The organism is Bradyrhizobium sp. HKCCYLRH2060, assembly GCF_051168135.1.
Lineage (GTDB): Bacteria > Pseudomonadota > Alphaproteobacteria > Rhizobiales > Xanthobacteraceae > Bradyrhizobium.
In genome coordinates this window covers 267,363-290,378 of the sequence record NZ_JBNPUK010000006.1, presented here as the reverse complement: position 1 = coordinate 290,378, position 23,016 = coordinate 267,363, and the positions used below count along the sequence as shown (strand labels likewise).

Here is a 23,016-nt window from a genome sequence, read left to right as displayed (position 1 = left end):
GGATGGACGGCGTCGGCCGTCCGGCACGTTGCGTCAGCTCAGGTGTCTTGGCGGCGGAGACTCGGACTCGGGAAGGATGCCTGCACTGAGCAGGGGAACGGCCCAGATGGTCGCGGCCACGACCTCGGCCGGGACGGCGGCAAACTGCGGCTGCGGCACGGCCACCGAGAAGCAGCCATGGCAATGATGGTCGGCGACGCCGCGCTGATCGGTGTGGCCCGCCCGGTCGAGCAGCGACGCGATCTCCGGCTTGCCGGCGAAGGGATGGGCGACGTCGATGTCACAGGCGCCGTGCAGCGCGCCGGCGAGAACATAGGCGAGCATCAGGCAGGCAGCCACGGTCCGGCGCAGCATGCGCGGGCTCGTGATGTCTCGTTTGCCAATGCTGCGCACCGCGCCCCCTGTTCGGCCAGCGGATAGCACGCGGCCGGCGCGGTTGTCGATCAGCAACAATGTAACAACCGGAACCGCTCACAGCGCGCATGGTGCTGTGAGCGGCCGAAGCAGCGCCCGAGTGCCGATTTCCGGAACGCGCGTGGACCTGTGCGATCACCGGTAAGCCGTGGCGCATGAGCGCGCCGTATTGGCGGCATGCAGCGTGCTTGATTGACTCGCCGCCTTCGCAAACTAAGGTTCGCGTCGCGGAACATGCAGGGCGCGATATCAGTCAGACACGCGATGCGCCGCGCGAAAGATCGGAAGACAGATGACGTTGGCGATGAGCTGGGACGAGTGGGCCCGGCATGATGGCATGGCGCTGGCGGCGCGCGTTCGCAATGGCGAACTGACGGCGGCGGAGCTGGCGCGGCAGGCCGCTGAAGGCATTGCCAAGGTCGATCCCGCGCTGTCGGGCGTGGTCGAGGTCTTTGCCGACGCCGTCGAAGATCCCATCAAGGCGGGCGCCAATGCCGACGGCGCCTTCGCCGGCCTGCCGTTCCTGATGAAGGATCTCGGACCGACCATGGCCGGGCGGCTGCAGGAGCAGGGCTCGCTCTACATGCGCGGCAACCGCCCCGCCGCCGACACGCATCTCACGGGGAAGATGCGCAAGGCCGGCCTCAACCTGATGGGGCGCACCACGACGCCGGAGTTCGGCGTCTGCAGCTCGGCGGAGAACCCGGCCGTCTACGTCACGCGCAATCCCTGGAACACGGACTACACGACCTGCGGCTCGTCGGCCGGCAGCGCGGCGATGGTCGCCGCCGGCGTCGTGCCGATCGCGCATGCGACCGATGGCGGCGGCTCGATCCGGATTCCCGCCGGCGTCAACGGCAATATCGGCCTGAAGGTCTCGCGCGGCGTGTTCTCGATCGCGCCGCATCTGTCGGATCTCTCCGGGCTGGTCTCGATCCAGGGCTGCCAGTCGCGCAGCGTGCGCGACACCGCGGCGTTCGTCGACCATTGCCGCGGCGGCGCGCCGGGTGAGTTCATGCCGTACTGGACCACGCCGGAGCCGTATGTCGAGCTGATCAAGCGCGATCCCGGCAAGCTGAAAATCGCGCTGTCGCATCAATGGGGCGACTACCGCGCCACGCCGCACATCGCTTCAGAGCTGGCGCGTGTCGGCAAGTTCCTGGAAGGCCTCGGCCATCACGTCGGCTACGCGCTGCCGGAGCTCGACTATCCCAACGCGTTCGCCGCGCAGACGACCTGCTACATCTCCAACTTCGCGATCGTCATCAACAACCTGCTCGCGTCGCGCAAGCTCGCGCGGCCGCCGGCCGAGCTGATCGAGCCGATCAACATCCGGATCTGGGAAGCGGGCCGCGATACGAGCTTCGCCGAGCGCGCGGCGATGCAGGCGGTGTTCAACACGACGTCGCGCGCCTTCGGTGCCTTCTTCGAGGACTGGGACATCATCCTGACCCCGATCACCGCGCTGCCGACGCCGAAGATCGGCACCACCGAATATCTGACCATCAGCGACAATCCGTCCGTGCTCGACTGGTTCGAGAACCTGTGGCGCAACTTCGCGTTCACGCCGCTCGCCAATCTCTGCGGCATCCCCGCGATCTCGCTGCCGCTCGCGACCAACGAGCACGGCCTGCCGCTCGGCATCCAGGCGATCGGCAAGCAGGCCGACGACGGCCTGCTGCTGCAGCTCGCAGCCCAGATCGAGCGCGCGATCGAGGGCAAGTGGAACGGCGGTGCGACACCCGCCGTGCATGTGACCAAAGCCTGAGCCGCGACCACGGGCCACTGATCCGTCGTTGCCCGTCGATCGTTGCCCAGCGTGGATGGTGCCGGCCGGAGCCGGCGCCGCGCACTGGTCGGCGAGGACGAACATGATGGGCGAACGGATCGCGACGCGCTCCGGCAAGGCAGCAGCGGATGCGGCCCTGCCCCGGCGCGGCACGCCGGTCCCGTGGTGACGCCATGCCGAAGATGCGGCGCAAGGCCGACCTGCCGACCAGGATATGCGCTGCGTGCGGCCGCCCGTTCGCGTGGCGGCGCAAATGGGCACGCGACTGGGACGAGGTGAAATACTGCTCGGACCGCTGCCGATCCGACCGCGGCCGGACCTCCACTGCGGTCGCCAAGTGCCGAGAAGGCTAGCATCATGATGTCCGGCGTCCCCGCTCCGATGCGCATTCTCGGCCTCGCCGGGCTGATTCCGTTCGCGGGCCTCGCGGCATTGGCGATCGCAGGTGACGATCCGATCCGGCTGGCCGCGCTGCGCGCTCAGATCGGCTATGGCGCGGTCATCGTGAGCTTTCTCGGCGCGATCCATTGGGGCATCGCCGTGCAGACGCCGGTCCTGGCAGGCTGGCCGCGCATGAGCTGGGGGGTGACGCCGTCTTTACTCGGCTGGGTCGCGCTGCTGCTGCCGCCGCTGCCCGCTCTGGTGCTGCTCGCAGCCGCGCTGCTGACGGCGCTGATCTCCGATGAGTACAGCTTCGGCGGCGACGACCCGCGCGCCTGGTTCCTGAAGCTGCGGCGGCTGCTCAGCATCGGTGCGATCCTCTCTCTGCTTGCCACGCTGATAGGCATCGTGGTCGAAGGCGCGCCTTAGAGCCGACCGCTCTGGACAACGCAGCAATCCCTCGGGCAAGCTCGGATATTCCCTCGCGAGGCGCCATGAACATCCTGCTGCTCAATCCCAACATCCGCACCGACATCACCGAGCTGATGCTGCAGGTCGGCCGCGACGCCGCCGCGCCGGGCACGACGCTGATCCCCTGCACCGCGCCGCGCGGCGTGCCCTATATCGCCACCCGCGCCGAGGCGCAGATCGGCGGCGCGGTGGCGCTTGAGATGCTGGCGGAACGCAACGGCACGTTCGATGCCGCGATCATCGCCGCGTTCGGCGATCCCGGCCTGTTCGCGGCGCGCGAGCTGTTCGACGTGCCGGTGATCGGGCTTGCGGAAGCGGCGATGCTGACGGCCTGCATGGCCGGTCGGCGCTTTGCCATCGTCACTTTCGCGCAGGCGCTCGGCCCCTGGTACGAGGAGTGCGTGCGCATGCACGGGCTGATGGAGCGCTGCGCCGGCATCCGCACGCTCGACGGCAGCTTCAAGCAGATCTCCGACGTGCAGCACGAGAAGGAAGAGCTGCTGGTCGAGTTGGCGCTGCGCGCGGTCGAGGAGAACGACGCCGACGTGCTGATCTTTGCCGGCGCGCCGCTGTCGGGCCTTGCCGCGCGCGTCGCGCACCGCATTCCCGTGCCCGTGGTCGACCAGGTGATCGCGGCGGTGAAGCAGGCCGAGGCACTGCTGGCGCTGAGGATGCGCAAGGCCACCGCCGGCACGTTCCGCCGCCCGGCCGCGAAGCCGACGACGGGGCTGCCCGAGGCGTTGGCTGCGCGGCTTGAGCATCGCGACGCTTAGTCGACTGTGTGAAGAACAATCGCTCTCTCCCCACGTCATTCCGGGGCGCCCGTCAGCACGAGCCCGGAATCCATAGCCACGAATGTCCGCGCCGGCCCAAGCTGCCGCCACGGCCATCCCGCCCATAACAACCGCTTGTGGCTATGGCTTCCGGGCTCGCCCTTCGGGCGCCCCGGAATGACGGCTGAGAGAGCGAGCCAAATACTGATAGCCGCGCACTCCGGGCGAGTTGGTTACACTCCCATACCGGGCACACTCATGTCCTGTACACAACCCACTGCCGCTGCCTGAAAAGACGGCACGCTTCTTGCTTTTTCAAATCACTTGAGCAGGAAGCCCATGGCCAGCGTATCGGACGCCAAGTCGCTCGTTCTGGATCGGATCACGCACCGCTTCGCCAGCGGAACGATCGCCGTCTCCGACATCAATCTCGACGTGAAAGGCGGCGAGATCATTGCCCTGCTCGGGCCCTCGGGCTGCGGCAAGACCACGCTTTTGCGCATCATCGCCGGCTTCATCGGCCAGAGCGAGGGGCGCGTCATCATCGGCAACGACGTCGTCGACGCGCTGCCGCCCAATCGCCGCGCGGTCGGCATCGTGTTCCAGAACTACGCGCTGTTTCCGCATCTCTCGATCACCGAGAATGTCGGCTACGGCCTCGCCGCGCGCGGCGTTGACAAGGCGACGCGCAACAAGGAGGCGCAGCGGCTGCTCGACATGGTGCAGCTCGGCCCGTTCGGCGAGCGGCTGCCGCGACAATTGTCCGGCGGCCAGCAGCAGCGCGTGGCGCTGGCGCGCGCGCTCGCGATCAAGCCGTCGATCCTGCTGCTCGATGAGCCGTTCGCCGCGCTCGACAAGAATCTGCGGCTGGACATGCAGATCGAGGTCAAGCGGCTGCAGCGCATGGCCGGCACGACCACGCTGATCGTGACCCACGACCAGGAGGAGGCGCTGTCGATGGCCGATCGCGTCGCGGTGCTCAGCCATGGCCATCTCGAACAGTTCGGCACACCGTCCGAGATCTACGACCAGCCGCAGACGCTGTTCGTGAACAGCTTCGTCGGCACCGCGAACAAGATGAAGGGCGTGGTCGTGACGGCCGATGCTAACGGCGTCAAGGTCGCGCTGGAGGCCGGCGGCGAGATCATCGCCCGAGCGCCGCAGCCGGTCCGTGCCTCCGACAAGGTCACCGTCTGCCTGCGTCCCGAGCATCTCACCTTCGTCGGCGATGACTCCGGCTTTGCCGGCGAGATCGGCATGGCGCTGCCGCTCGGCGCCACGGTGGTCCATGAGATCAAGGCGCGCGACGGATCGAGCATCAAGATTTCGCAGGCCCGCACCGGCGGCACGCCTTTGCGCGAGGCCGGCACGCCGGTGCGCGTCGCGCCGCTCGCGCCGGGCCTCGCCACCGTCTTCCCCCAATGAACCAACCGACACATCGGAGTGAAACATGATGCTTGACCGCCGCCGGCTCCTGACCAGCGCGTTGACGCTGGGAGCCATGCACGCCTTCCCCGGTCTCAGCCTCGCGCAGGCGCGACCGCTGGTGTTCGCGACCTTCACCGGAAGCTGGGAAGAAGCACATAAAGCCGTGCTCGTCCCTGCCTTCCGCAAGGCCAACGCTGATGCCGCGATCGTGCTCGATCCGATGCTGTCGGTCGACCAGATCGCCAAGGTCAACGCCGCCAAGGCCAATCCGCCGATCGACGTCATGCTGCACGATCCCGGTCCGGCGCTGGTCGCGATCGGACAGGATCTCGTCGAGCCCTACCCGGCCGACAAGAGCACCTATTTCAAGGACCTGATTCCCGAAGCGCAGGACGCCATGGGCCCGGCGCCGTTCTTCCAGGTCGTCGGCCTCACCTACAATCCCGAGACGGTGAAGACGCCGCCGACGTCGTGGGCCGATCTGTGGAAGCCCGAATTCAAGGGCAAGGTCGGCATCACCAATCTGAACTCCACGCTCGGCACCGGCTGGCTGGTCGAGATCGCGCGCATGCGCGGCGGCTCGGAGGCCAATGTCGATGAGGGCTTCAAGGCGCTGGAGGAGCTGAAGCCGAACCTCGCCGCCGTCGCCGCCAATCCGGGCGCGCTGGCGACCCTGTTCCAGCAGGGCCAGATCGACATCTCGCCCGGCAATTTCAACGCCATCCAGATCCTCAAAGCGCGCGGCGTGCCGGTCGAGTTCGTGGCGCCGAAGGAAGGCGCCATCGCCTTCAAGACCACCATCCACATCGTCAAGAACTCGCCGAACAAGGAGCTCGCCTTCAAGCTGATCGAGGCGGCGCTGTCGCCGGAGGTGCAGACGGCGCTGATGAACCCGCCCTACCTGATCGTGCCGACCAACACCAAGGTCGCGATGACCGGCGAGATCGCCAAGGTGCTGGCCAAGGACACCGCGGAGCTGAAGAAGAAGTTCGTGTTCCAGGACTGGAAGAAGATCAACGAGCAGCGCGCGTCCTGGATCGAGAAGTTCAACCGCGACATCAAGATCTGACGCGATGAAGAGCGCGACGGCAGCGCCTGGAGACGTGACCAGCTTCAGCCTGGGGCTTGCGCTGCCCCTGAGCCTGGCATTCGCCATCTTCTTCGTACTGCCGCTGGCGCAACTTCTTTTTCTCTCGCTGCACAACGACACCGCGGCGACGGTGTGGGGGCTCGGCCAGTACATCAAGTTCCTGACCGACCCCTTCAGCCTCGCCGTGCTCGGCTCGACCTTGCTGCTCGGCGCCGAGGTGACGCTCGCCTGCCTCGTGCTCGGCTATCCCATCGCCTGGCTGTACCAGCGCTCCGGCAGCCGGCTGCAGACCTTGATCATCATGATCGTGCTGCTGCCGCTGCTCACCAGCGTCGTGGTCAGGACCTTCGCCTGGATCGTCATTCTGGGACGGCAGGGCATCATCAACTCCGTTCTGCAATCACTCGGGTTGATCGGCACGCCGCTGCGCATGATCTACACGCAAGGCGGGCTCATCGCCGCGCTTGCGCAGGTGCAGATGCCGCTGATGGTGCTGCCCCTGATCACGGCGATCGGCCGCATCGATCCCAACCTCTCCGACGCCTCGGCCTCGCTCGGCGCCGGCAGCTGGCGCACCTTCTTCAAGGTGATGCTGCCGCTGTCGATGCCCGGCATCATCGCCGGCTGCACATTGACCTATGCTGCGGCGATCACCGCCTTCATCACCCAGTCGCTGGTTGGCGGCGGCCAGATGCTGTTCATGCCGATGTATCTGTACCAGCAGGCTTCGACCCTGCAGAACTGGCCGTTCGCGGCGGCGATCTCGATCATCTTCCTGTTCGCGGTGCTCGCCATCGTCGCGCTGTTCTCGATGCTCGGGCGGCGTGCCCGCGGCTATGGAGAGGCGCGATGAGCAGGCGGCGAAAAAACTGGGAAGCGCTGAGCTTCCAGATCGTGATGACGGTCATCGCCATCATGGCGCTGATCCTGATCGTCTCGCCGTCGCTGGTCGTGGTCATCGTCTCCTTCACGTCCGGCTTCTCGCTGAAATTCCCGCCGCCCGGTTATTCGACGCGCTGGTACGTCGAATTGTGGAACGCCTGGCAACTGCAATTCGCCGCGCGCAACAGCGTCGTCGTCGCGCTGTGGTCGACGGGGCTCTCGATCGTGCTCGGGGTCGCCGCGGCGCTGGCGATCTCGCGCTCCAAGACGCTGACCGCAAAGCTCCTGGACTCCTTGTTCATGTCGCCGCTGGTGCTGCCCGCGCTCGCCTTCGGGCTTGCGGCGCTGATGTTCTTCTCGCTGGTCGGCCTGCCGGTGTCGCTGCTGACACTCGTCATCGGCCACACCATCGTGTGCGTGCCCTACGTCGTCCGCAACACCGTCGCCGCCCTGGCCCAGCTCGAGCCGACCTTGCTGGAAAGCTCGGCGATCCTCGGTGCCAGCAGGCTCTACACGTTCCGCCGCATCGTGCTGCCGCTGATCCGCCCCGGCATCATCTCCGGCGCGTTCATCGCCTTCATGTCGTCGTTCGACAACGTGCCGGTGTCGCTGTTCCTGCGCGATGCCGCCACCGACATGCTGCCGATCCGGATGTGGCAGGACCTCGAAGGCAAGCTCGACGTCACCATCGCTGCACTGTCGAGCGTGCTGATCATCGCCACGATCGCGCTGATGGCGATCATGGAGCGCACCACGGGCTTGTCGAAGCGGCTGACGGGCTAAGGTTGCTCGCATGTCGGTGCTCGTTCGTGCCCGTCTCTCTCCGCGTCGTCATGGCCGGGCTCGTCCCGGCCATCCACGTCGACCGGCGATCGTGGATGGACGTGGATGCCCGGGACAAGCCCGGGCATGACGAGTATTTCCTTGGCAGGCAGGATCGTCCAACCATCAGCGTACGACGGCGCGAGCTGTACCTCAGGCCCCGCGAAAGATCGAATAGCCCCAGGGCGTGAATTTCAGCGGCAGGTGAAAATGCTCCTCGACCTTGTCGATCGCGAAGCGAAACGGCACTGTGGTCAGGAATTTCGTTTGAGCGTTTGCCCCGAAGAACTCGCCGACATGGAACAGCACCTCATACTCGCCGGCGGTGACGCCGTCGCCCTTGACGACAGGCGCCTGCAGCGTGCCGTCGGCACCGAGCTGGCCCTCCGCGAGCAAGGTGCGATCCGGCGTGACGCGCCAGATCGCGACACGCAGGCCACGCGCGGGGCGCCCGTTCGCCACGTCAACCGCATGAACCGAGATCCCGCCGGCCATCACCCACCTCATCCTGTCTTTGCTGCGATGATAGACGCGAAATCGGTCGTCGCGCCAGCCACGCAATGGACTGAGACATCATGTCCGTGACGGCATCCCAGATCGCAAGCGCTGTCCTGGAACGGCAGGCGTCGGCCAGAGAGACGGCCGAGCAGGCGCTTGCGCGCATTGCCGCGGCGCGCGACCTCAACGCCGTCGTCACGATCGATCCCGAACGTACGTACGCTGAGGCCGATGCCGTCGACGCGCGTGTTGCAGTCGGAGAGCAGCTCCCGCTGGCTGGCGTGCCGATCGTGGTCAAGGACAACATCTGGGTCGAGGGTTGGCGCATCACGCAGGGCTCGCGGCTGTTCACCGATTTCATTGCGCCAGAGGATGCGATCGCCATCGCGCGGGTGCGGCGCGCTGGCGCCGTCATTGTCGGCATCGGCGCGACCTCCGAATTCGCTTGCAAGGGCGTGACGACCTCGCTCCTGTACGGGCCGACCCGCCATCCGCTGGATCAGCAGCTCACGCCCGGCGGCTCGTCCGGCGGGCCGGCTGCGGCGGTGGCGGCCGGGCTCGTGCCGCTCGCGATCGGCACCGATGCCGGCGGCTCGAGCCGCCGGCCGCCGGCCCATGTCGGCGTGGTCGGATTCAAGCCGTCCTACGGCGCGATCCCCTATGGGCCTGGCTTTGCCGAGCCGTTCTGGCGCATCTCGGTGATCGCGCCGATCGCCGCCGATGTCGCCGATGCCAGGCTTGCGTTCGAGGTCATGGCCGGTGCCGATCCGCGCGATCCCGATGCGTTCGATGTGGCCGCGGCCGATCAGGAGAAGCCGCTTCGCGTGACATTCTCGCCGCGGCTCGGCCTGGATGTCGCCGTCGATCACGAGGTGAGTGCCGGCTTGCAGCAGGCCGTCGCCCGGCTCCGCGCCAGTGGCATGACAATCGAGGACAAGAATCCGATCTGGCCGGCAGGGCTTGCCGAAGATGCGGTGATGCCGCTGCAGCACGCCGGGCTGGCCGCACTCTACGGCGAAGGCTTTCGCAGCGATCCCACGCAGTTCGACCCGGACATCGCCAAACAGATCGAGCGCGGCCTCGGCCTGAGCGGCGCAGACGTGGCGCGCGCGATGGAAGCGAGCACGCAGATCGCGCGCGCGTTTGCGGCGTTCTTCACCGAGGTCGACGTGCTGCTCGCGCCGACCGTGCCCTGCGTCGCCTGGCCGTTCACGCAGCTCGGCCCAGCGGAGATTGGTGGCAAACCCGCCATGCCGCGGGCGCACGCGGTGTTCACGCCTTACGCCAACCACGCCGGCGTGCCGGCGATCTCGATTCCGTGCGGGACCAATTCGCAGGGCCTGCCCTTCGGCCTGCAACTGATCGCCGCACGCGGGCGCGATCGGATGCTGCTGGACGTGGCGGCGCGGGCGGAGAGAGTGTTGCTTGGTTCGTTTGAATGAGCTCACGGCGGTCTTAACCTCGCCCCGCTTGCGGGGAGAGGTCGGATTGCATCGCCAGATGCAATCCGGGTGAGGGGGTACAGGTCCAACAACGAACACCACTCGTGCGGCTGCCCCTCACCCCAACCCTCTCCCCGTAAGAACGGGGAGAGGGAGCCCACCGGCTGCGAGGCGCGCGCACCGAACCAACTAACAGGCGACGACACCAGCCCGCCTGCTCACCCCTGCTCGAACTTCTTCGCCAATCTCGCCCGCGTGATGTGGCCGATCTGGTCGATCGCGTTGGCGATCTCGGTATCCATATCGTTGCCGATGCGGCGTTCCATCTCGGCGATGACCGAGGGACGGTCGGCGTGCAGCGCCAGAGCGACGATCAGCGGCATGCCGAACTTGTCGCGGTAGCGGCGGTTGATGTCGGCGACGCGCTCGAACTCGGCGCGCGAGAGCGCGGTGAAGCCGAGCCGACCCTGCTCGCCGATCGAGTCGTTCGTCATCTCACCCGCCAGCGCCTCGCGGCCGGCGAGCTCCGGATGGGCGCGGATCAGCTTCAGCTTCTCGTCGCGGCTCATGGCGCGGACGACGTTCATGAGCGTCGTATGCAGCGCATCCGCGGCGTCGTCGAAGGCGGACAGGCCGGCACGATAGGCGCGGTCGGCAATCTCCGGGGAGTGCTCGAAGATGTCGCCATAGCGCTCGACGAACAGCACGCGCGACATCTGCGACGGCCGCCATACGCCAGCCGGCGGATGCGTCCGGATCCAGTGCCGGGCGATGTCCAGCCGGGTCGCGACCCAGACCTTGTCATGACCCGTGATGTAGTCGAGGAAGCGCGCCAGCGCGGCCGCGCGCCCGGGGCGGCCGACCAGCCGGCAGTGCAGTCCGACCGACATCATGCGCGGGCTCTCCGCGCCCTCTGCGTAGAGCGTCTCAAAGCTGTCCTTCAGATAGGCGAAGAACTGGTCGCCGGAGTTGAAGCCCTGCGGGGTGGCGAAGCGCATGTCGTTGGCATCGAGCGTATAGGGCACGATCAGTTGCGGGCCGTGCGGCCCCGCGATCCAGTACGGCAATTCGTCGGCATAGGAATCGGCGCTGTAGACGAAGCCCTGCTGGTTGAGGACGATGTCGAGCGTGCGCTCCGACGTGCGGCCCTGGTAGAAGCCGAGCGGCCGCTCGCCCGTCAGCTCGGCATGGAGGCGGATCGCCTGCTCGATATCGGCGCGCTCGTCGGCCTCGGGGACATCGCGGTAGTCGATCCATTTCAGGCCGTGGGAGGCGATCTCCCAGCCGGCCTCCTTCATCGCCGCCACGGCATCTGGATTGCGGGCCATCGCGGTGGCGATGGCGAACACCGTGACCGGCAGCTTGCGGGCGGTGAACATCCGCCACAGCCGCCAGAAGCCGGCGCGCGAGCCGAACTCGTAGATCGACTCCATGTTCATGTGGCGCTGGCCCGGCCACGGCTGGGCGCCCACGATCTCGGACAGGAAGGCTTCGGAGGCAGCGTCACCGTGGAGGATGTTGTTCTCGCCACCCTCCTCGTAGTTGATCACGAACTGCACCGCGATGCGGGCATCGCCGGGCCAGCGCGGATGCGGCGGCGTGCGGCCGTAGCCGACCATGTCGCGCGGATATTCGGCACTCATATGTCTCAGCTCCCGCGATAGGTCTGGTAGCTCCAGGGCGTCGCCAGCAGCGGCACATGGTAGTGCGCGCCGGCATCGGCGACGGAGAAGCGGAGCGGGATCAGGTCGAGAAACAGCGGGTCGCCCAAGGCGAGGCCATGGGTCTTGAAATAAGCTCCCATATGGAAGGTCAGCATGTAGGTGCCGGTGGCGAAGTCATCGTCCGCCAGCATCGGCTGATCGGTGCGTCCGTCGGCATTGCTCCGCACCTGCTTGACGCGGCGCCAGGAGCCGTCGGGTTCGAGGACATCGAGATCGATCGCGACGCCGGCCGCGGGCTTGCCCCTGACCGTATCCAGAATATGCGTGCTCAGCCGCCCCATGCATCATTCCTCTCTGCTGCCGGCTCGGAACACTATCAGCGCCCGGTTAAAGGTTCGAGGCGATTTGCCGTTCAGTTGCAGCCTATGGGCTGGTCACGTCGCGCTCCCTGCCGAAGCGCTCGACCAGGAAGTCGATGAACAGCCGCACCTTGACCGAGAGGTGCCGCGTCGGCGGATAGATCGCATAGAGCGCGAGCGGCGGCGCGGCGTAGTCGGCGAGGATCGCGGTCAGCGCCCCGCTCTCGAGCGCGTCCGCCGCGATGAAGCGCGGGATCAGCGCAACGCCCTGCCCCTTGATGGCGACATCGCGCAGCACCTCGGCATTGTTGACGCACAACGACCATGCCGGCTGGATCCAGTGGTCGCCGTCACTGCCGGTGAGCTTCCACTGATTGCCGGTCAGCAGGAAGCCGTAGGTCAGCGCGGTGTGGCGGCGGAGCTCCTCCGGGCTCTCTGGCGTGCCGTGCCGCGCCAGATAGGCCGGCGCGGCGCAGATGACGCGCTCGACCGGCATGATCCGCCGCGCCACCAGGCTCGACGATTCCAGCTCGGCGATACGCAACGTCACGTCGAAGCCGTCCTGCACCGGATCGAGCAGGTCGTCGCTGAGCACGATCTGCAACTGCAGCTCGGGATAGCGGGCCATGAAATCGGCCACGACCGGCCCGAGCCGCATGGTGCCGAACGACATCGGCGCATTGACGCGCAACAGCCCACGCGGCGCGGCCTGCGACTGGCTGACGGCCTGATCGACGGCGTCGAGCTCGGCGAGGATCGAGACTGCGCGCTCGAAATAGAGCTGTCCGGTCTCGGTCGGGCTGGCATGGCGGGTGGTGCGGACGATCAACTGCGCACCGAGGCTCTGCTCGAGCTCGCCGATATATTTCGAGATTGCCGAGCGCGACAGCCGAAGCTGCCGGCCGGCTTCGGCGAAGCTGCCGCTCTCGACCACCTTCACGAAGGCCCGCAGGCTGCTCAGCTTGTCCATAGGGTCTCCGGGCCGTCATTGTCGCCAAATCGTAGACAGAGACGTCACAAGAGCACGGATTGTCTCCAAATCAAAGCAGACCAATATGGCGTCCAGGAATTCAAGCGGCCCTTTTGGGCCTACCGACAGGAGATCCACATGCCCGGACTTCACCACGTCACCGCCATCGCCGGCGACCCGATCCGCAATTTCGGCTTCTACACCCGCGACCTCGGGCTGCGCTTCGTCAAGAAGACGGTCAATTTCGACGATCCCGGCACCTATCACTTCTATTACGGCGACGAGACCGGCCGCCCCGGCACCATCCTGACCTTCTTCCCCTGGGCCGGCGTGCGGCCGGGCCGTCGCGGCGTCGGCGAGACCCACCAGACCGCGTTCCGCGTGCCGCAGCGCTCGCTCGGCTACTGGACGCAGCGCCTGACCGAGAAGGGCATCGCCTATGAGGCGCTGGAGAAGCGCTTCGGCGAGTCGGTGCTGCCGTTCACCGATCCCGACGGCATGGCGCTCGCGCTGGTCGGCATCCCCGGCGCGGAGAACGAGCCCGGATACAGCAACGGCGACATCCCGGCCGAGCACGCCATCCGCGGCTTCCACGGCGTCACGCTGCTGCTCGACTCCGCCGAGAAGACCGCAGCCGTGCTCACCGACGTGTTCGGCTTTGCCGAGACGGGCCGCGAAGGCTCGGTGATCCGGTTCAAGGCGCCGGGCGATGCGCAAGGCAGCGTGGTCGACATCTACGAGGCCAAGGGCTTCCTGCGCGGCGCGCAGGGCGCGGGCTCCGTCCACCACATCGCCTTCCGCGCCGCCGACGACGCCGAACAGGGCGTGATGGCGCAGCGGCTGGTCGATCGCCACGGCCTGCAACCGACCGAGCAGAAGGACCGCAACTACTTCCGCTCGATCTACTTCCGCGAGCCGGGCGGCGTGCTGTTCGAGATCGCGACCGACATCCCGGGCTTCGCGGTCGACGAGCCGGTCGCCGGGCTCGGACAAAACCTGAAGCTGCCCGCTTTCCTCGAATCGCATCGCAAGCAGATCGAGGGCGTGCTGCCCAACCTCGAGGAGGCCGCATCATGACCGCCACATTGTCCTTCACCCACCGCTTCCAGCCCGCAAGCGCGGCCGGCGCAGCGCCGCTGCTGCTCCTGCACGGCACCGGCGGCGACGAGAACGATCTCTTGCCGCTCGGCGCCACGCTCTCGCCCGGCGCGGCTCTCCTCTCGCCACGCGGGCAGGTGCTCGAGCACGGCATGCCGCGCTTCTTCCGCCGCCTGGCGGAAGGTGTGTTCGACGAGGACGACGTCCGCCGCCGCGCGCGGGAGCTCGGCGCGTTCGTTGGCGAGGCGCGTCGGCACTACGGGATCGGAGCGCCGGTCGCGGTCGGCTACTCCAACGGCGCCAACATCGCCGCAGCGCTGCTGCTGTTGCAGCCTGAGACGCTGGCGGGCGCGGTGCTGTTCCGAGCCATGGTGCCACTGAGCCAGCCGCCGGTGGTCAAGCTGACGCGTCAGCCGGTGCTGATGCTGTCGGGGCTGGCCGATCCGATCGTGCCCGCCAGCAATTCGGCGAAGCTGTGCACCGAGCTCACCGAGGCCGGCGCTGACGTGACCCACACGACGCTGCCGGCGGGGCACCAGCTGTCGCAGGCGGACATCGCGCTGGCGCGCGACTGGATCGCCGGACTGCCGCAGGCGATTGCCGCCTGAAGATGCTTGCGGCTCCGGCCGCTCCTGACCAAGAATGTCGCCTCATCATGCATCGGACCGCAGTCGTGCGGCTCCGATGCCGGACGGACGGATGGGAAGGATCTCGGGCATGGCCGTCGACAAGCTGTTCATCAATGCGCGGCTCGACCGCGGCGCGCGCCATGCGATCACGGTCGACGGCGGCCGCATCAGCGGCCTTCTCGCCGAGACCGAGCGCCCCGAGGCGCGCGAGGTGATCGATCTCGGCGGCGCGCTGGTCGTGCCCGGCTTCGTCGAGGGCCACATCCATCTCGACACCAGCTTCTACGGCGATGCCTGGAAGCCGCACAAGCCCTGCACCAACGGCTTCGACGTGCATGAGCGCGTCACGTTCCAGGCCCAGAACATGGCCGCGGCCGCGCCGATGGACGTGCGCGCCCGCAACCAGCTCGATCTCTGCATCGGCCACGGCACCACGCGGATGCGCAGCCACGTCATGGTCGACGGCTCGGTCGGCCTGACATCGCTGGAAACGATCCTGCGCGTGCGCGAGGAGTATCGCGAGCTGATCGAGATCCAGCTCGTCGCCTTTCCCCAGAGCGGCATCCTCAAGAGCCCGGGCACGCCCGAGCTGCTCGACGAGGCCATCCGGCTCGGCGCCGACCTCGTCGGCGGGCTCGACCCCGCGAGCTTCGACCGCGACGTCGAAAAGCATCTCGACGTCGTGTTCGGCACAGCGCACAAGCACGGCGTCGACGTCGATATTCATCTGCACGATCCGGGCATGCTCGGGCTGTTCGAGCTGGAGCAGATCGCGGCGCGCACGCGCGCCCTCGGCATGAAGGGCCACGTCGCGGTCAGCCACGCCTATGCGCTCGGCGACCTGCCTGCTGACCCGCTGAAGAAGATTGCCGATGTCCTGGCGGCGTCTGGCGTTGCCATCATGACCAATGCACCGGGTGCGCGGCCCTTCCCGCCGGTGGCGCTGCTGCGCGCGGCCGGCGTCACCGTGTTCAGCGGCAACGACAACATCCGCGACTCCTGGTGGCCCTATGGCGACGGCGATCTGTTGAACCGCGCCATGATGGTCGGCTACCGCTCCGGGTTCTATGTCGATGACGAGTTGCGGATGGCCTTCGACCTCGTCACCGAGGCCGGCGCCAAGGTCTTGAGGCTTGCCGATTACGGCCTGCGCGCTGGCGCGCGGGCCGACTTTGTCACCCTCGATGCCGAGCACGTTCCGCAGGCCGTCGTCGCCGTGCCAAAGGGCCGCTCGGTCTACAAGGACGGCCGCCTCGTGGCGCGCGACGGCCGTGTGATCAGGCAACCGATCTAGGCCGGCGTCATTGGGCTGGCTCGACCGGTGCCTGCCGGCGCGGTGGCTCGGCGCGCGACACGGTGGCGGCCTCGATCCAGCGCGTCACCGCCGACAACTGCCCTCCGGACTCGCGATAGGCCTGCAGCTGATAGTCGGCCGAGCTGCCGAACTGCATGATGATGCGGCAGTGCTCGACCTCGGCGAGACATCCCAGCGCCTCCGCATGCGGCGCGACGTCCGCGATCATGCGGTTCAGGATCTCCTGGCCCGTCACCGGACCGTCCTCGGTCACGAACAGACAGTCGGTGCCATAGCGCTGCGCCCGCCACTTGTTCTCGACCGCGATCGCGCGCTCGACATTGCCGACGGCCTCCGCAAGATCGGGGTTCAGGTACAGATGGCGCGCCAAGGCGCGATAGAGCGACGCAATCGCGACGGCGTCATCGACCGAGGTGCAGACGTCAGGGGCACGCAGCTCCAGCGTCGGATGCCGCAGCGACGGGCGCATCGCCCACCAGACATGGCTCTCGTCCGGCATCACGCCGGACTTCGTCAGCGCCGCCACATAGCGATCATATTGCTGCTTCGATGTGAACAGCTCGGGCAGACCGCTGCGCGGCAGCTCGTCGTAGGCGGCGAGCCGATAGCCCTTCAAGCCCGTCTCGCGCGAATTCCAGAACGGCGAGGACGCCGAGAGCGCGATGAACACCGGGATGTAGGGGAGCATCGCCCGCATCACCGCGAAGCGCAGGTCCGGGTCCGGCAACTGCACATGCACATGCATGCCGCAGAGCATGTTGCGCTGGCCGACGATCCGCAGGTCTTCCATCATCTCCGCGTAGCGCGGCTTGGGACTCGGCAGTGAGCTGCGCCACGTCGCGGTCGGATGCGTGGAGCAGGCCAGGATGGTCAGGCCGTACTGGCTCGCCACGCTGGCGACCTCGCGCCGCAGGAATTTCAGCTCCTCGCGCGCATCGCCGACATCGACATGGACGTTGGTGGCGACCTCGAGCTGGGCCTGCAGCATCTCGCGCATCGCCTGTCCGCCGGTCGACCAGTTGGCGGCCTCGAACAGGTCGTCCGGCGTCCGGATCGCGACATCGCGCGTCTGCGCGTCGACGAGAAAGTATTCCTCCTCGATGCCGAACGAATATTCCGTGACCTCCTCGCTGCCGGTGGCCGAGCGGATCACCAGACGCCGCTCGTCATCGCTCAGGCCGAGCCGCAGCTTCTCCAGGATGCGTGGATCCAATCCCATGTGATCAATCCTGTCAGACGTCAAATGCCGTGAGTCTGCAGCCATGCCTCCAGCAGGGCCGCCTGCCACAGCCGCGAATGTCCCTTGGGGCTCATCTCGGCCTCGGGGTGCTGCAACATGTGGTCGATGAAATCGCGTCGGTAGAGACCGCGTGCACGCGCCTTCTCGTCATTGAGCAGGTGGCGGACGTAGTCGAGAAACGGGCCGTGCAGATAGCGCAGCGAAGGCACCGGAAAGTATCCCTTGGGGCGGTCGATCACCTCCGCCGGCACGCAGCGGCGCGCCGCCTCCTTGAGAATGTGCTTGCCGCCGTTCTTCACCTTCAGCTCGGCGGGCATGCGCGCGGCCAGCTCGACGACCTCGTGATCCAGGAACGGTACCCGCGCTTCCAGCCCGAACGCCATCGTCATGTTGTCCACCCGCTTCACGGGGTCGTCGACCAGCATGATCTCGGTGTCGATCTGCAGAACCTTGTCGATCGCGGAGGCGCCCGCGTGGTCGGCGAAGAAGCGCTCCACGAAGGCTAGGCTGACGTCGTCGCCAAGCATCTCCGGTGCCAGCAGCCGCTGCAGGTCGGAATGCGTCCAGTCGAAATAGGCGTTCTGGTATTGCTGAACGGGATCATTAGCCGAGAGGAAGCCCGGATACCAGCTGTAGCCGCCGAATACTTCATCGGCTCCCTGTCCGCTCTGCACCACCTTGACGCGCTTGGCGACCTCAGATGACAGCAGATAGAACGCGACGGCGTCATGGCTGACCATCGGCTCCGACATGGCAGCAATGGCGCCGGGCAGCGCCTGCAGCGCCCGGTCGCCGCCGATCCTGATCTGCTCGTGATTGGTCCCGAACGTCCGCGCGATGATATCCGAGTAACGAAACTCGTCGCCGGAATGCGCGCCCACCGCATCGAACCCGATCGAAAAGGTGCGGATGTCCTCGTGTCCGAGCTTCGACAGCAGCGCGACCAGCAGCGACGAATCGAGGCCGCCGGACAGCAGCACGCCCACCGGCACGTCGGCCACGCGCCGGCGGTCGACCGCTGTCGTCATCGCCTCGAGCAGCGCCTCCGACCACTCCTGCTGGCTCATGGCGCGATCGGTCGGACGCTGCTCGCCGACCGAGAAATGCCAGTAGCGCTCGCGATGCTGCGTGCCGTCGGGCTCGATCGTGAGCAGAGTGGCAGGCTCGAGCTTCTTCACGCCGCGCAATATCGTGCGCGGCGCCGGAACGGCGGCGTGGAAGCTGAAGAAGTGATGCAAGGCGATCGGATCGAGCGCCGTATCGACCTCGCCGCCCGCCAGCAGCGCCGGCAATGACGACGCAAAGCGAAAGCCGTGAGGACCATCGGTGTAGTAGAGCGGCTTGATGCCGAGACGGTCGCGCGCCAGCAGAACGCGCCCGCTGTCGCGTTCCCACAGCGCAAAGGCGAACATCCCCTTGAAGCGCTGCACGCAGGATTTGCCCCAGGCATGGTAGGCCTTAAGGATGACCTCGGTGTCGCCGTCGGAAAAGAAGCGATAGCCCTTCGCCTTCAGCTCGTCGCGAAGTTCACGGAAATTGTAGATGCAGCCGTTGAATGCCAGGCCGAGACCTAGCGCCGCGTCGATCATCGGCTGCTGTGCCGCAGCCGAGAGATCGAGAATGCTCAGGCGGCGATGGCCGAGCGCAAGCCCGCCCTGCACGTAGAGGCCGGCCGCATCAGGACCACGCGCCTGCATCGCATCGTTGATGCGGCCGAGCGTGGACAATGAGGGCCTTCCGGAAAAGCTGATTTCGCCACAAATGCCGCACATCGCGGGATCTTTCAGTTCCTGCTGTTCTAAGTACCTCCGACAACCCGTTGTGATCGCTTGCGTTCCGCGGCAAAATCAGCAGTCCCTGCGGCGAATAGCGGAACAATTTCGGCGGGCTTTGCCGCGCGCGCGACCAGCACGTGGTCCGGCGGCACCTCGATCCAGTCAGGCTCCTTGTCATACGGCTCGGAGACCGCGATCACCTGATTGCCGTCTTCGCGGAAATACAGCGAATTGGCGCGGTCATTCTCGGCGAAGCGAAACGCATAGAGATCGTGGCCGTTGGACAGCGCCGAGGTGAAGCGCAGATGCTCACGCAGACCATCCTCATTGACGAGCTCACAGAGTGATCGCAGCACCTTGCGCGTCGCGCCGATCGGGTCCGGATCAATGCCGGCACCGACAATGGCGAGGAACACGGCTTCGGAGTCGGTCGTGCCGAGCCGTGACGGATACAGCGCGTCCGGGATCAGAGCCTCGACCTTGCGCCGCAGCCTGTTCCAGCTGCCGACGAAGCCGTTGTGCATGAACAGCCAGCGGCCGCAGGCGAAGGGATGGCAGTTCTGGCGAGTGACCGCCGTGCCGGTCGCGGCGCGGACATGAGCGAAGAACAGATGCGAGCGCAGATGCCGGCTGAGATAGCGGAGATTCTCATCCGACCAGGCCGGCCGCGTCTCGCGATAAAGCCCCGGCTCTGGATGATCGCCGTACCAACCGAGACCGAAGCCGTCACCATTGGTGCCCGCGGTCGATTCCAGCGCGCGGATGCTCTGCGTCACCAGGGAATGTTCCGGCTCGGTCACATAATGCTCGAAGGCGGTCGTTTCTCCGCGATAGGCGATCCAACGGCACATCCTTGCCCTCCGGTTCAATGAATGAGCTCGAGGCACGCAAAAACGTGTCACGTTCTTTTCGGATCATGCGGAAACGCCTTCGGAGCAGAGCTGGTTCCGCACTGCGAGTCGCGCGCTGTGAGTCAGGCCGTAGGACTGGGATCCCTTGCCACACGTCTCTCACCGTTGAAGCGACATCGTCGCAGTGATTGCTCAAGCCTCGCCGCGCTCGCGTACCAGCCTCAACCACGCCGCAGCCGCAGGCGACAGATAGGCGCCGCGGCGCCAGGCCATCGCCAGCGTCCATTCGGTGCCGGGCTCGTCGAGCAGGACGAGACTGATCGGCACCTGCGTGCGCTGGGTCGCGATCATGCGGGGCAGGAAGGCGACCCCGAGACCGGCGCCGGCGAGCTCCGCAATGAAATCGATCTGCGTGCTGCGCGCCGCCACGACCGGTTCGAAGCCATTGCGGCGGCACGCCTCGCGAAGGATTCGGTTGAGCGCGAAGCCCGCCTCGAACAGCACGAACGGCGTCTCGCGCAGCTCCGCGAGCGTGATCGTCTCGCGGCGGGCCAGCGGATGATCGACCGAGACGAGCGCCATCAGCGGCTCGCGGCGCACGACCTGCGCGGCAAACTCGTCGGCGATAGGCGGCAGCAGGCCGGCAAAATCGATATCGCCTGCGGCCAGCAATTCGCTGAGCCGGTCGCTGCCGTGCTCCACCAGCCGGATCTCGATCTCCGGATAGAGCTGGCGGTAGAGCGCGAACAACGGCGCGAACAGCGTGCTCGATCCGATCGGCGGCAGGCCGAGGCGCAGCACGCCGCGCTTCAAGCCGCGCAGCTCGGCGAGCTCCGCTTGCAGATCATCGCGCTCCGCCAGCAGCCGGATCGCACGGCGATAGACGATCTCGCCAGCCGCTGTCATGCGGCTCTTGTGGCCGAGCCGGTCCAAGAGCGGCAATCCCAGCTCGTCCTCGAGCTGCTTGACGGCCTTGCTCACGGTCGACTGGGTCGCAAACACCACCTTGGCAGCCTGGGAGAAGCCGCCCTGCCGGACGACCTCGACGAAGGTCCTGAGGGTACGAAGTTCCATAATCAAGCATAATATTCCATTCTGGACTTAATATCATTCATTCAATTCGCTTTCTCCATGCTGCGGTGCGACATACATTGAAAGCGCAGTCACTTTTCGGACGCCGCCGCATGATGCATCGCAACATTTCCATTGGGGTTCATCGCTTGCTCCGCCGCAACCGGCTGATGCAGATCGGTCTGCTCGGCCTGTTCTGGGTCGTCGGCGAGGCGCTGGCCCGGACGACCGGCCTGCCATTGCCCGGCGGCATCATCGGCATGGCGCTGGCGCTCGCCCTGATCCTGGCCGGCGGACTGAAGGTCGCGAGCATCAAGCGCGGCGCGAACTGGATGCTGGCGGAGATGCTGCTGTTCTTCGTGCCGGCGGTGCTGGCGCTGCTCGACCATCGTGAGCTGTTCGGCCTGCTCGGCCTGAAGATCTTTGCCTTGATCGTCGTCAGCACCACCGCCGTGATGTGCGTGACCGCGCTCACAATCGACCTCTGCTACCGTTGGACCGAGCGTCATGACCCTCGCCGCGCTGTGGCGTGAGCCGCTGATCCAGGCGGCGGTCTGGTCGCTCGCGACGATCCTGCTCTATCTGCTCGCCAAGCGCGTGCACCGGCGCTGGCCGCGCTGGTGGCTGATGCCGCTCGCGGTGGCGCCGGCCCTGCTGATGATCGCGGCGCTCGCGCTCAACGTCTCCTACCGCGATTACATCCGCGGCACGCATTGGCTGGTGGCGCTGCTCGGGCCGGCCACCGTCGCCTTCGCCGTGCCGATCTACGAGCAGCGGGCTCTGATCCGCCGCCGCTGGCCGCTGCTGCTGGCCGGCATGGTCGCGGGCAGCCTCACCGCGGTGGCGACCAGCTGGGCGCTGGCCTATGTGCTCGGCATCGACGGCGAGTTGCGCCTCAGCCTGCTGCCGCGCTCGATCAGCACGCCGTTCGCGATGGAAGTCTCCGGCGAGATCGGCGGCATCCCCGATCTCACCGCCGTGTTCGTCGTGCTCACCGGCATCATCGGCGCGGCCGTCGGCGACGTCGTGCTCGCACGGCTGCCGCTGCGCTCGACGCTGGCCAAGGGCGCCCTGTTCGGGGTCGGCGCGCATGGCGCGGGCACCGCACGCGCCCACCAGATCGGCCGCGAGGAAGGCGCGGTCGCCGGCCTCGTGATGGTGCTGGTCGGGCTGATGAACGTGACGCTGGCGCCGCTCATCATTCAGTTCATGCGGTAGAGCGCTCAGCCCCGCCCGAGCGAGACGATCCAGTTGCTGATCTCGGCCTGCCGCACCCGGTCATTCGCGACGTCCTGATCGAGCCCGAGCCGCCACAGAATGTCGCGCCGGGCGCGGTCATGATGCAGGGTCGCGAGATCGGCGGCGTAGCGCTCGAGCTCCGCCGGATCGGCGAAGAACCCCTCCTCGACCAGCGGCCGGCCGATGCGGCGGATCACCCAGGCGATGTCCTGCAGGCTGAATTCGGGATGATACTGCACGCCCCAGAACCGGCCGCGGCCGCTGCGGATCTCCGCGGCCTGCACCTCGCTCATTGCATTGCGCGCGGTGACCGTCGCATCCGGCGGCAGCCTGGTGACGATGTCGCTGTGGATCGCCGGTGCATCGAACACGGCGCCCCGCGCCGCATGCATCGGATGATCGCGGCCCGCCTCCGTCAGCGCGATCTTGCGCGCGAAGCCGACCTCGCGGCCGGCCGGATTGAGCGACACCTCGCCGCCGGCCGCAACGCTGGCGAGCTGAAGTCCCCAGCATGAGCCGAACATCGGCACGCCCCGCGCGAAGACCGTGCGCACCAGCTCGATCTGGCGCAGCGATTCCGGCTCGCGCTGATAGATGTTGAGCGCCGATCCCGTGATGACGATGCCCTGATAGGCCTCGATCGGCTGCGGCAGGCGCGCATCGGCATCGGCGGGCGTGGCGATGTCGATCGCCGCCTCTGGCGCGAGCGCGCGCAGCACGTCGGCGTAGCTCTCCGACGGCGTGGCACCTGCGATCTCGGCCCAGCGGCGCCTTCCGTCCAGCGAATTGCCTTCGAGCACGAGCAGTCTCAGCAC

The 23,016-nt window shown here is 67.0% G+C and carries 24 protein-coding genes; 14 read left to right on the top strand and 10 right to left on the bottom strand.

Annotated elements, in window-relative coordinates; genetic code table 11:
- Positions 1-33 precede the first annotated feature (33 nt).
- Positions 34-453 carry a hypothetical protein gene (locus ACQR10_RS15525; protein WP_434911993.1) on the bottom strand — a complete coding sequence of 140 codons (420 nt, stop codon included), beginning with the start codon at positions 451-453 and terminating at the stop codon, positions 34-36.
- A 253-nt stretch (positions 454-706) separates the two neighbouring features.
- Between ACQR10_RS15525 and ACQR10_RS15520 the strand changes: the two genes are divergently transcribed.
- From ACQR10_RS15520 to ACQR10_RS15485, 8 genes are all read left to right on the top strand, one after another.
- The gene (locus tag ACQR10_RS15520) at positions 707-2,182 is read left to right on the top strand and encodes an amidase (RefSeq protein WP_434911992.1); all 1,476 of its coding nucleotides are present in this window, start codon (positions 707-709) and stop codon (positions 2,180-2,182) included.
- A 194-nt stretch (positions 2,183-2,376) separates the two neighbouring features.
- On the top strand, positions 2,377-2,556 hold the full coding sequence (locus ACQR10_RS15515; RefSeq protein ID WP_316216693.1) for a DUF2256 domain-containing protein: 180 nt from the start codon (positions 2,377-2,379) through the stop codon (positions 2,554-2,556).
- A 4-nt stretch (positions 2,557-2,560) separates the two neighbouring features.
- Positions 2,561-3,013 carry a DUF3429 domain-containing protein gene (locus ACQR10_RS15510; protein ID WP_316216694.1) on the top strand — a complete coding sequence of 151 codons (453 nt, stop codon included), beginning with the start codon at positions 2,561-2,563 and terminating at the stop codon, positions 3,011-3,013.
- 65 nt (positions 3,014-3,078) lie between these two features.
- Positions 3,079-3,828, top strand: coding sequence for an aspartate/glutamate racemase family protein (locus ACQR10_RS15505; RefSeq protein WP_316216695.1), 750 nt, complete (start codon positions 3,079-3,081; stop codon positions 3,826-3,828).
- Between the two features lie 339 nt (positions 3,829-4,167).
- A complete protein-coding gene (locus tag ACQR10_RS15500) occupies positions 4,168-5,253 on the top strand; it encodes an ABC transporter ATP-binding protein (protein WP_316216696.1) in 1,086 nt (361 codons plus the stop codon).
- Positions 5,254-5,278: 25 nt separating this feature from the next.
- Positions 5,279-6,325 (top strand): ABC transporter substrate-binding protein, encoded by a 1,047-nt coding sequence (locus ACQR10_RS15495; RefSeq protein ID WP_315805245.1) that lies wholly within the window; start codon positions 5,279-5,281, stop codon positions 6,323-6,325.
- Between the two features lie 4 nt (positions 6,326-6,329).
- Positions 6,330-7,199 carry an ABC transporter permease gene (locus ACQR10_RS15490; RefSeq protein ID WP_316216697.1) on the top strand — a complete coding sequence of 290 codons (870 nt, stop codon included), beginning with the start codon at positions 6,330-6,332 and terminating at the stop codon, positions 7,197-7,199.
- A complete protein-coding gene (locus ACQR10_RS15485) occupies positions 7,196-8,011 on the top strand; it encodes an ABC transporter permease (RefSeq protein WP_316216698.1) in 816 nt (271 codons plus the stop codon). Before ACQR10_RS15490 ends, ACQR10_RS15485 begins: the two co-directional genes overlap by 4 nt.
- A 192-nt stretch (positions 8,012-8,203) precedes the next feature.
- On the opposite strand, the gene uraH (ACQR10_RS15480) is transcribed toward ACQR10_RS15485, so the two are convergent.
- The gene (gene uraH / locus ACQR10_RS15480; protein WP_316216699.1) at positions 8,204-8,545 is read right to left on the bottom strand and encodes a hydroxyisourate hydrolase; all 342 of its coding nucleotides are present in this window, start codon (positions 8,543-8,545) and stop codon (positions 8,204-8,206) included.
- Between the two features lie 80 nt (positions 8,546-8,625).
- Between uraH (ACQR10_RS15480) and ACQR10_RS15475 the strand changes: the two genes are divergently transcribed.
- Entirely contained in the window at positions 8,626-9,990 is a 1,365-nt protein-coding gene (locus ACQR10_RS15475) for an amidase (protein WP_315805249.1), read from the top strand.
- A gap of 218 nt (positions 9,991-10,208) precedes the next feature.
- On the opposite strand, the gene puuE is transcribed toward ACQR10_RS15475, so the two are convergent.
- The 3 genes from puuE to ACQR10_RS15460 form a co-directional block, all read right to left on the bottom strand.
- Entirely contained in the window at positions 10,209-11,633 is a 1,425-nt protein-coding gene (gene puuE, locus ACQR10_RS15470) for an allantoinase PuuE (RefSeq protein ID WP_316216700.1), read from the bottom strand.
- A 5-nt stretch (positions 11,634-11,638) separates the two neighbouring features.
- On the bottom strand, positions 11,639-11,995 hold the full coding sequence (uraH, locus tag ACQR10_RS15465) for a hydroxyisourate hydrolase (protein ID WP_315805251.1): 357 nt from the start codon (positions 11,993-11,995) through the stop codon (positions 11,639-11,641).
- An 82-nt stretch (positions 11,996-12,077) separates the two neighbouring features.
- A complete protein-coding gene (locus ACQR10_RS15460) occupies positions 12,078-12,983 on the bottom strand; it encodes a LysR family transcriptional regulator (RefSeq protein WP_316216701.1) in 906 nt (301 codons plus the stop codon).
- Between the two features lie 138 nt (positions 12,984-13,121).
- Between ACQR10_RS15460 and ACQR10_RS15455 the strand changes: the two genes are divergently transcribed.
- The 3 genes from ACQR10_RS15455 (at position 13,122) to ACQR10_RS15445 (ending at position 16,004) form a co-directional block, all read left to right on the top strand.
- Positions 13,122-14,060, top strand: a complete 939-nt coding sequence (locus tag ACQR10_RS15455) for a ring-cleaving dioxygenase (protein WP_316216702.1) — start codon at positions 13,122-13,124, stop codon at positions 14,058-14,060.
- Entirely contained in the window at positions 14,057-14,689 is a 633-nt protein-coding gene (locus tag ACQR10_RS15450) for an alpha/beta hydrolase (protein ID WP_434848552.1), read from the top strand. Before ACQR10_RS15455 ends, ACQR10_RS15450 begins: the two co-directional genes overlap by 4 nt.
- Before the next feature lie 109 nt (positions 14,690-14,798).
- Complete coding sequence (locus ACQR10_RS15445) at positions 14,799-16,004, top strand: amidohydrolase family protein (protein ID WP_316216704.1); 1,206 nt, start codon at positions 14,799-14,801, stop codon at positions 16,002-16,004.
- Positions 16,005-16,011: 7 nt separating this feature from the next.
- On the opposite strand, the gene ACQR10_RS15440 is transcribed toward ACQR10_RS15445, so the two are convergent.
- The 4 genes from ACQR10_RS15440 to ACQR10_RS15425 all read right to left on the bottom strand — a co-directional run bounded on the left by ACQR10_RS15440 (position 16,012) and on the right by ACQR10_RS15425 (position 20,965).
- On the bottom strand, positions 16,012-17,244 hold the full coding sequence (locus tag ACQR10_RS15440) for a carboxylate-amine ligase (RefSeq protein ID WP_316216705.1): 1,233 nt from the start codon (positions 17,242-17,244) through the stop codon (positions 16,012-16,014).
- Between the two features lie 20 nt (positions 17,245-17,264).
- Positions 17,265-19,037, bottom strand: coding sequence for an N-acetylglutaminylglutamine amidotransferase (locus tag ACQR10_RS15435; protein WP_316216706.1), 1,773 nt, complete (start codon positions 19,035-19,037; stop codon positions 17,265-17,267).
- A gap of 26 nt (positions 19,038-19,063) precedes the next feature.
- Positions 19,064-19,891 carry a class II glutamine amidotransferase gene (locus ACQR10_RS15430; RefSeq protein WP_315805258.1) on the bottom strand — a complete coding sequence of 276 codons (828 nt, stop codon included), beginning with the start codon at positions 19,889-19,891 and terminating at the stop codon, positions 19,064-19,066.
- A 192-nt stretch (positions 19,892-20,083) separates the two neighbouring features.
- Positions 20,084-20,965 (bottom strand): LysR family transcriptional regulator, encoded by an 882-nt coding sequence (locus ACQR10_RS15425; protein WP_316216707.1) that lies wholly within the window; start codon positions 20,963-20,965, stop codon positions 20,084-20,086.
- Between the two features lie 110 nt (positions 20,966-21,075).
- Here ACQR10_RS15425 and ACQR10_RS15420 point away from each other — a divergent pair, with 110 nt between their 5' ends.
- Entirely contained in the window at positions 21,076-21,495 is a 420-nt protein-coding gene (locus tag ACQR10_RS15420; RefSeq protein WP_316216708.1) for a CidA/LrgA family protein, read from the top strand.
- Complete coding sequence (locus ACQR10_RS15415; protein ID WP_316182808.1) at positions 21,470-22,180, top strand: LrgB family protein; 711 nt, start codon at positions 21,470-21,472, stop codon at positions 22,178-22,180. The genes ACQR10_RS15420 and ACQR10_RS15415 overlap by 26 nt, the downstream gene beginning before the upstream one ends.
- Positions 22,181-22,185: 5 nt before the next feature.
- Here ACQR10_RS15415 and ACQR10_RS15410 read toward each other — a convergent pair whose 3' ends face one another.
- Positions 22,186-23,016, bottom strand: a complete 831-nt coding sequence (locus tag ACQR10_RS15410) for a type 1 glutamine amidotransferase (RefSeq protein WP_316182807.1) — start codon at positions 23,014-23,016, stop codon at positions 22,186-22,188.

What these genes read in the sequence shown, in the direction of transcription:
- ACQR10_RS15520 (WP_434911992.1), top strand. Translation starts at nt 707, where the DNA reads ATGACGTTGGCGATGAGCTGGGACGAGTGGGCCCGGCATGATGGCATG.
- ACQR10_RS15515 (WP_316216693.1), top strand. Translation starts at nt 2,377, where the DNA reads ATGCCGAAGATGCGGCGCAAGGCCGACCTGCCGACCAGGATATGCGCT.
- ACQR10_RS15510 (WP_316216694.1), top strand. Translation starts at nt 2,561, where the DNA reads ATGATGTCCGGCGTCCCCGCTCCGATGCGCATTCTCGGCCTCGCCGGG.
- ACQR10_RS15505 (WP_316216695.1), top strand. Translation starts at nt 3,079, where the DNA reads ATGAACATCCTGCTGCTCAATCCCAACATCCGCACCGACATCACCGAG.
- ACQR10_RS15500 (WP_316216696.1), top strand. Translation starts at nt 4,168, where the DNA reads ATGGCCAGCGTATCGGACGCCAAGTCGCTCGTTCTGGATCGGATCACG.
- ACQR10_RS15495 (WP_315805245.1), top strand. Translation starts at nt 5,279, where the DNA reads ATGATGCTTGACCGCCGCCGGCTCCTGACCAGCGCGTTGACGCTGGGA.
- ACQR10_RS15490 (WP_316216697.1), top strand. Translation starts at nt 6,330, where the DNA reads ATGAAGAGCGCGACGGCAGCGCCTGGAGACGTGACCAGCTTCAGCCTG.
- ACQR10_RS15485 (WP_316216698.1), top strand. Translation starts at nt 7,196, where the DNA reads ATGAGCAGGCGGCGAAAAAACTGGGAAGCGCTGAGCTTCCAGATCGTG.
- uraH (WP_316216699.1), bottom strand. Translation starts at nt 8,545, where the DNA reads ATGGCCGGCGGGATCTCGGTTCATGCGGTTGACGTGGCGAACGGGCGC.
- ACQR10_RS15475 (WP_315805249.1), top strand. Translation starts at nt 8,626, where the DNA reads ATGTCCGTGACGGCATCCCAGATCGCAAGCGCTGTCCTGGAACGGCAG.
- puuE (WP_316216700.1), bottom strand. Translation starts at nt 11,633, where the DNA reads ATGAGTGCCGAATATCCGCGCGACATGGTCGGCTACGGCCGCACGCCG.
- uraH (WP_315805251.1), bottom strand. Translation starts at nt 11,995, where the DNA reads ATGGGGCGGCTGAGCACGCATATTCTGGATACGGTCAGGGGCAAGCCC.
- ACQR10_RS15460 (WP_316216701.1), bottom strand. Translation starts at nt 12,983, where the DNA reads ATGGACAAGCTGAGCAGCCTGCGGGCCTTCGTGAAGGTGGTCGAGAGC.
- ACQR10_RS15455 (WP_316216702.1), top strand. Translation starts at nt 13,122, where the DNA reads ATGCCCGGACTTCACCACGTCACCGCCATCGCCGGCGACCCGATCCGC.
- ACQR10_RS15450 (WP_434848552.1), top strand. Translation starts at nt 14,057, where the DNA reads ATGACCGCCACATTGTCCTTCACCCACCGCTTCCAGCCCGCAAGCGCG.
- ACQR10_RS15445 (WP_316216704.1), top strand. Translation starts at nt 14,799, where the DNA reads ATGGCCGTCGACAAGCTGTTCATCAATGCGCGGCTCGACCGCGGCGCG.
- ACQR10_RS15440 (WP_316216705.1), bottom strand. Translation starts at nt 17,244, where the DNA reads ATGGGATTGGATCCACGCATCCTGGAGAAGCTGCGGCTCGGCCTGAGC.
- ACQR10_RS15435 (WP_316216706.1), bottom strand. Translation starts at nt 19,037, where the DNA reads ATGTGCGGCATTTGTGGCGAAATCAGCTTTTCCGGAAGGCCCTCATTG.
- ACQR10_RS15430 (WP_315805258.1), bottom strand. Translation starts at nt 19,891, where the DNA reads ATGTGCCGTTGGATCGCCTATCGCGGAGAAACGACCGCCTTCGAGCAT.
- ACQR10_RS15425 (WP_316216707.1), bottom strand. Translation starts at nt 20,965, where the DNA reads ATGGAACTTCGTACCCTCAGGACCTTCGTCGAGGTCGTCCGGCAGGGC.
- ACQR10_RS15420 (WP_316216708.1), top strand. Translation starts at nt 21,076, where the DNA reads ATGATGCATCGCAACATTTCCATTGGGGTTCATCGCTTGCTCCGCCGC.
- ACQR10_RS15415 (WP_316182808.1), top strand. Translation starts at nt 21,470, where the DNA reads ATGACCCTCGCCGCGCTGTGGCGTGAGCCGCTGATCCAGGCGGCGGTC.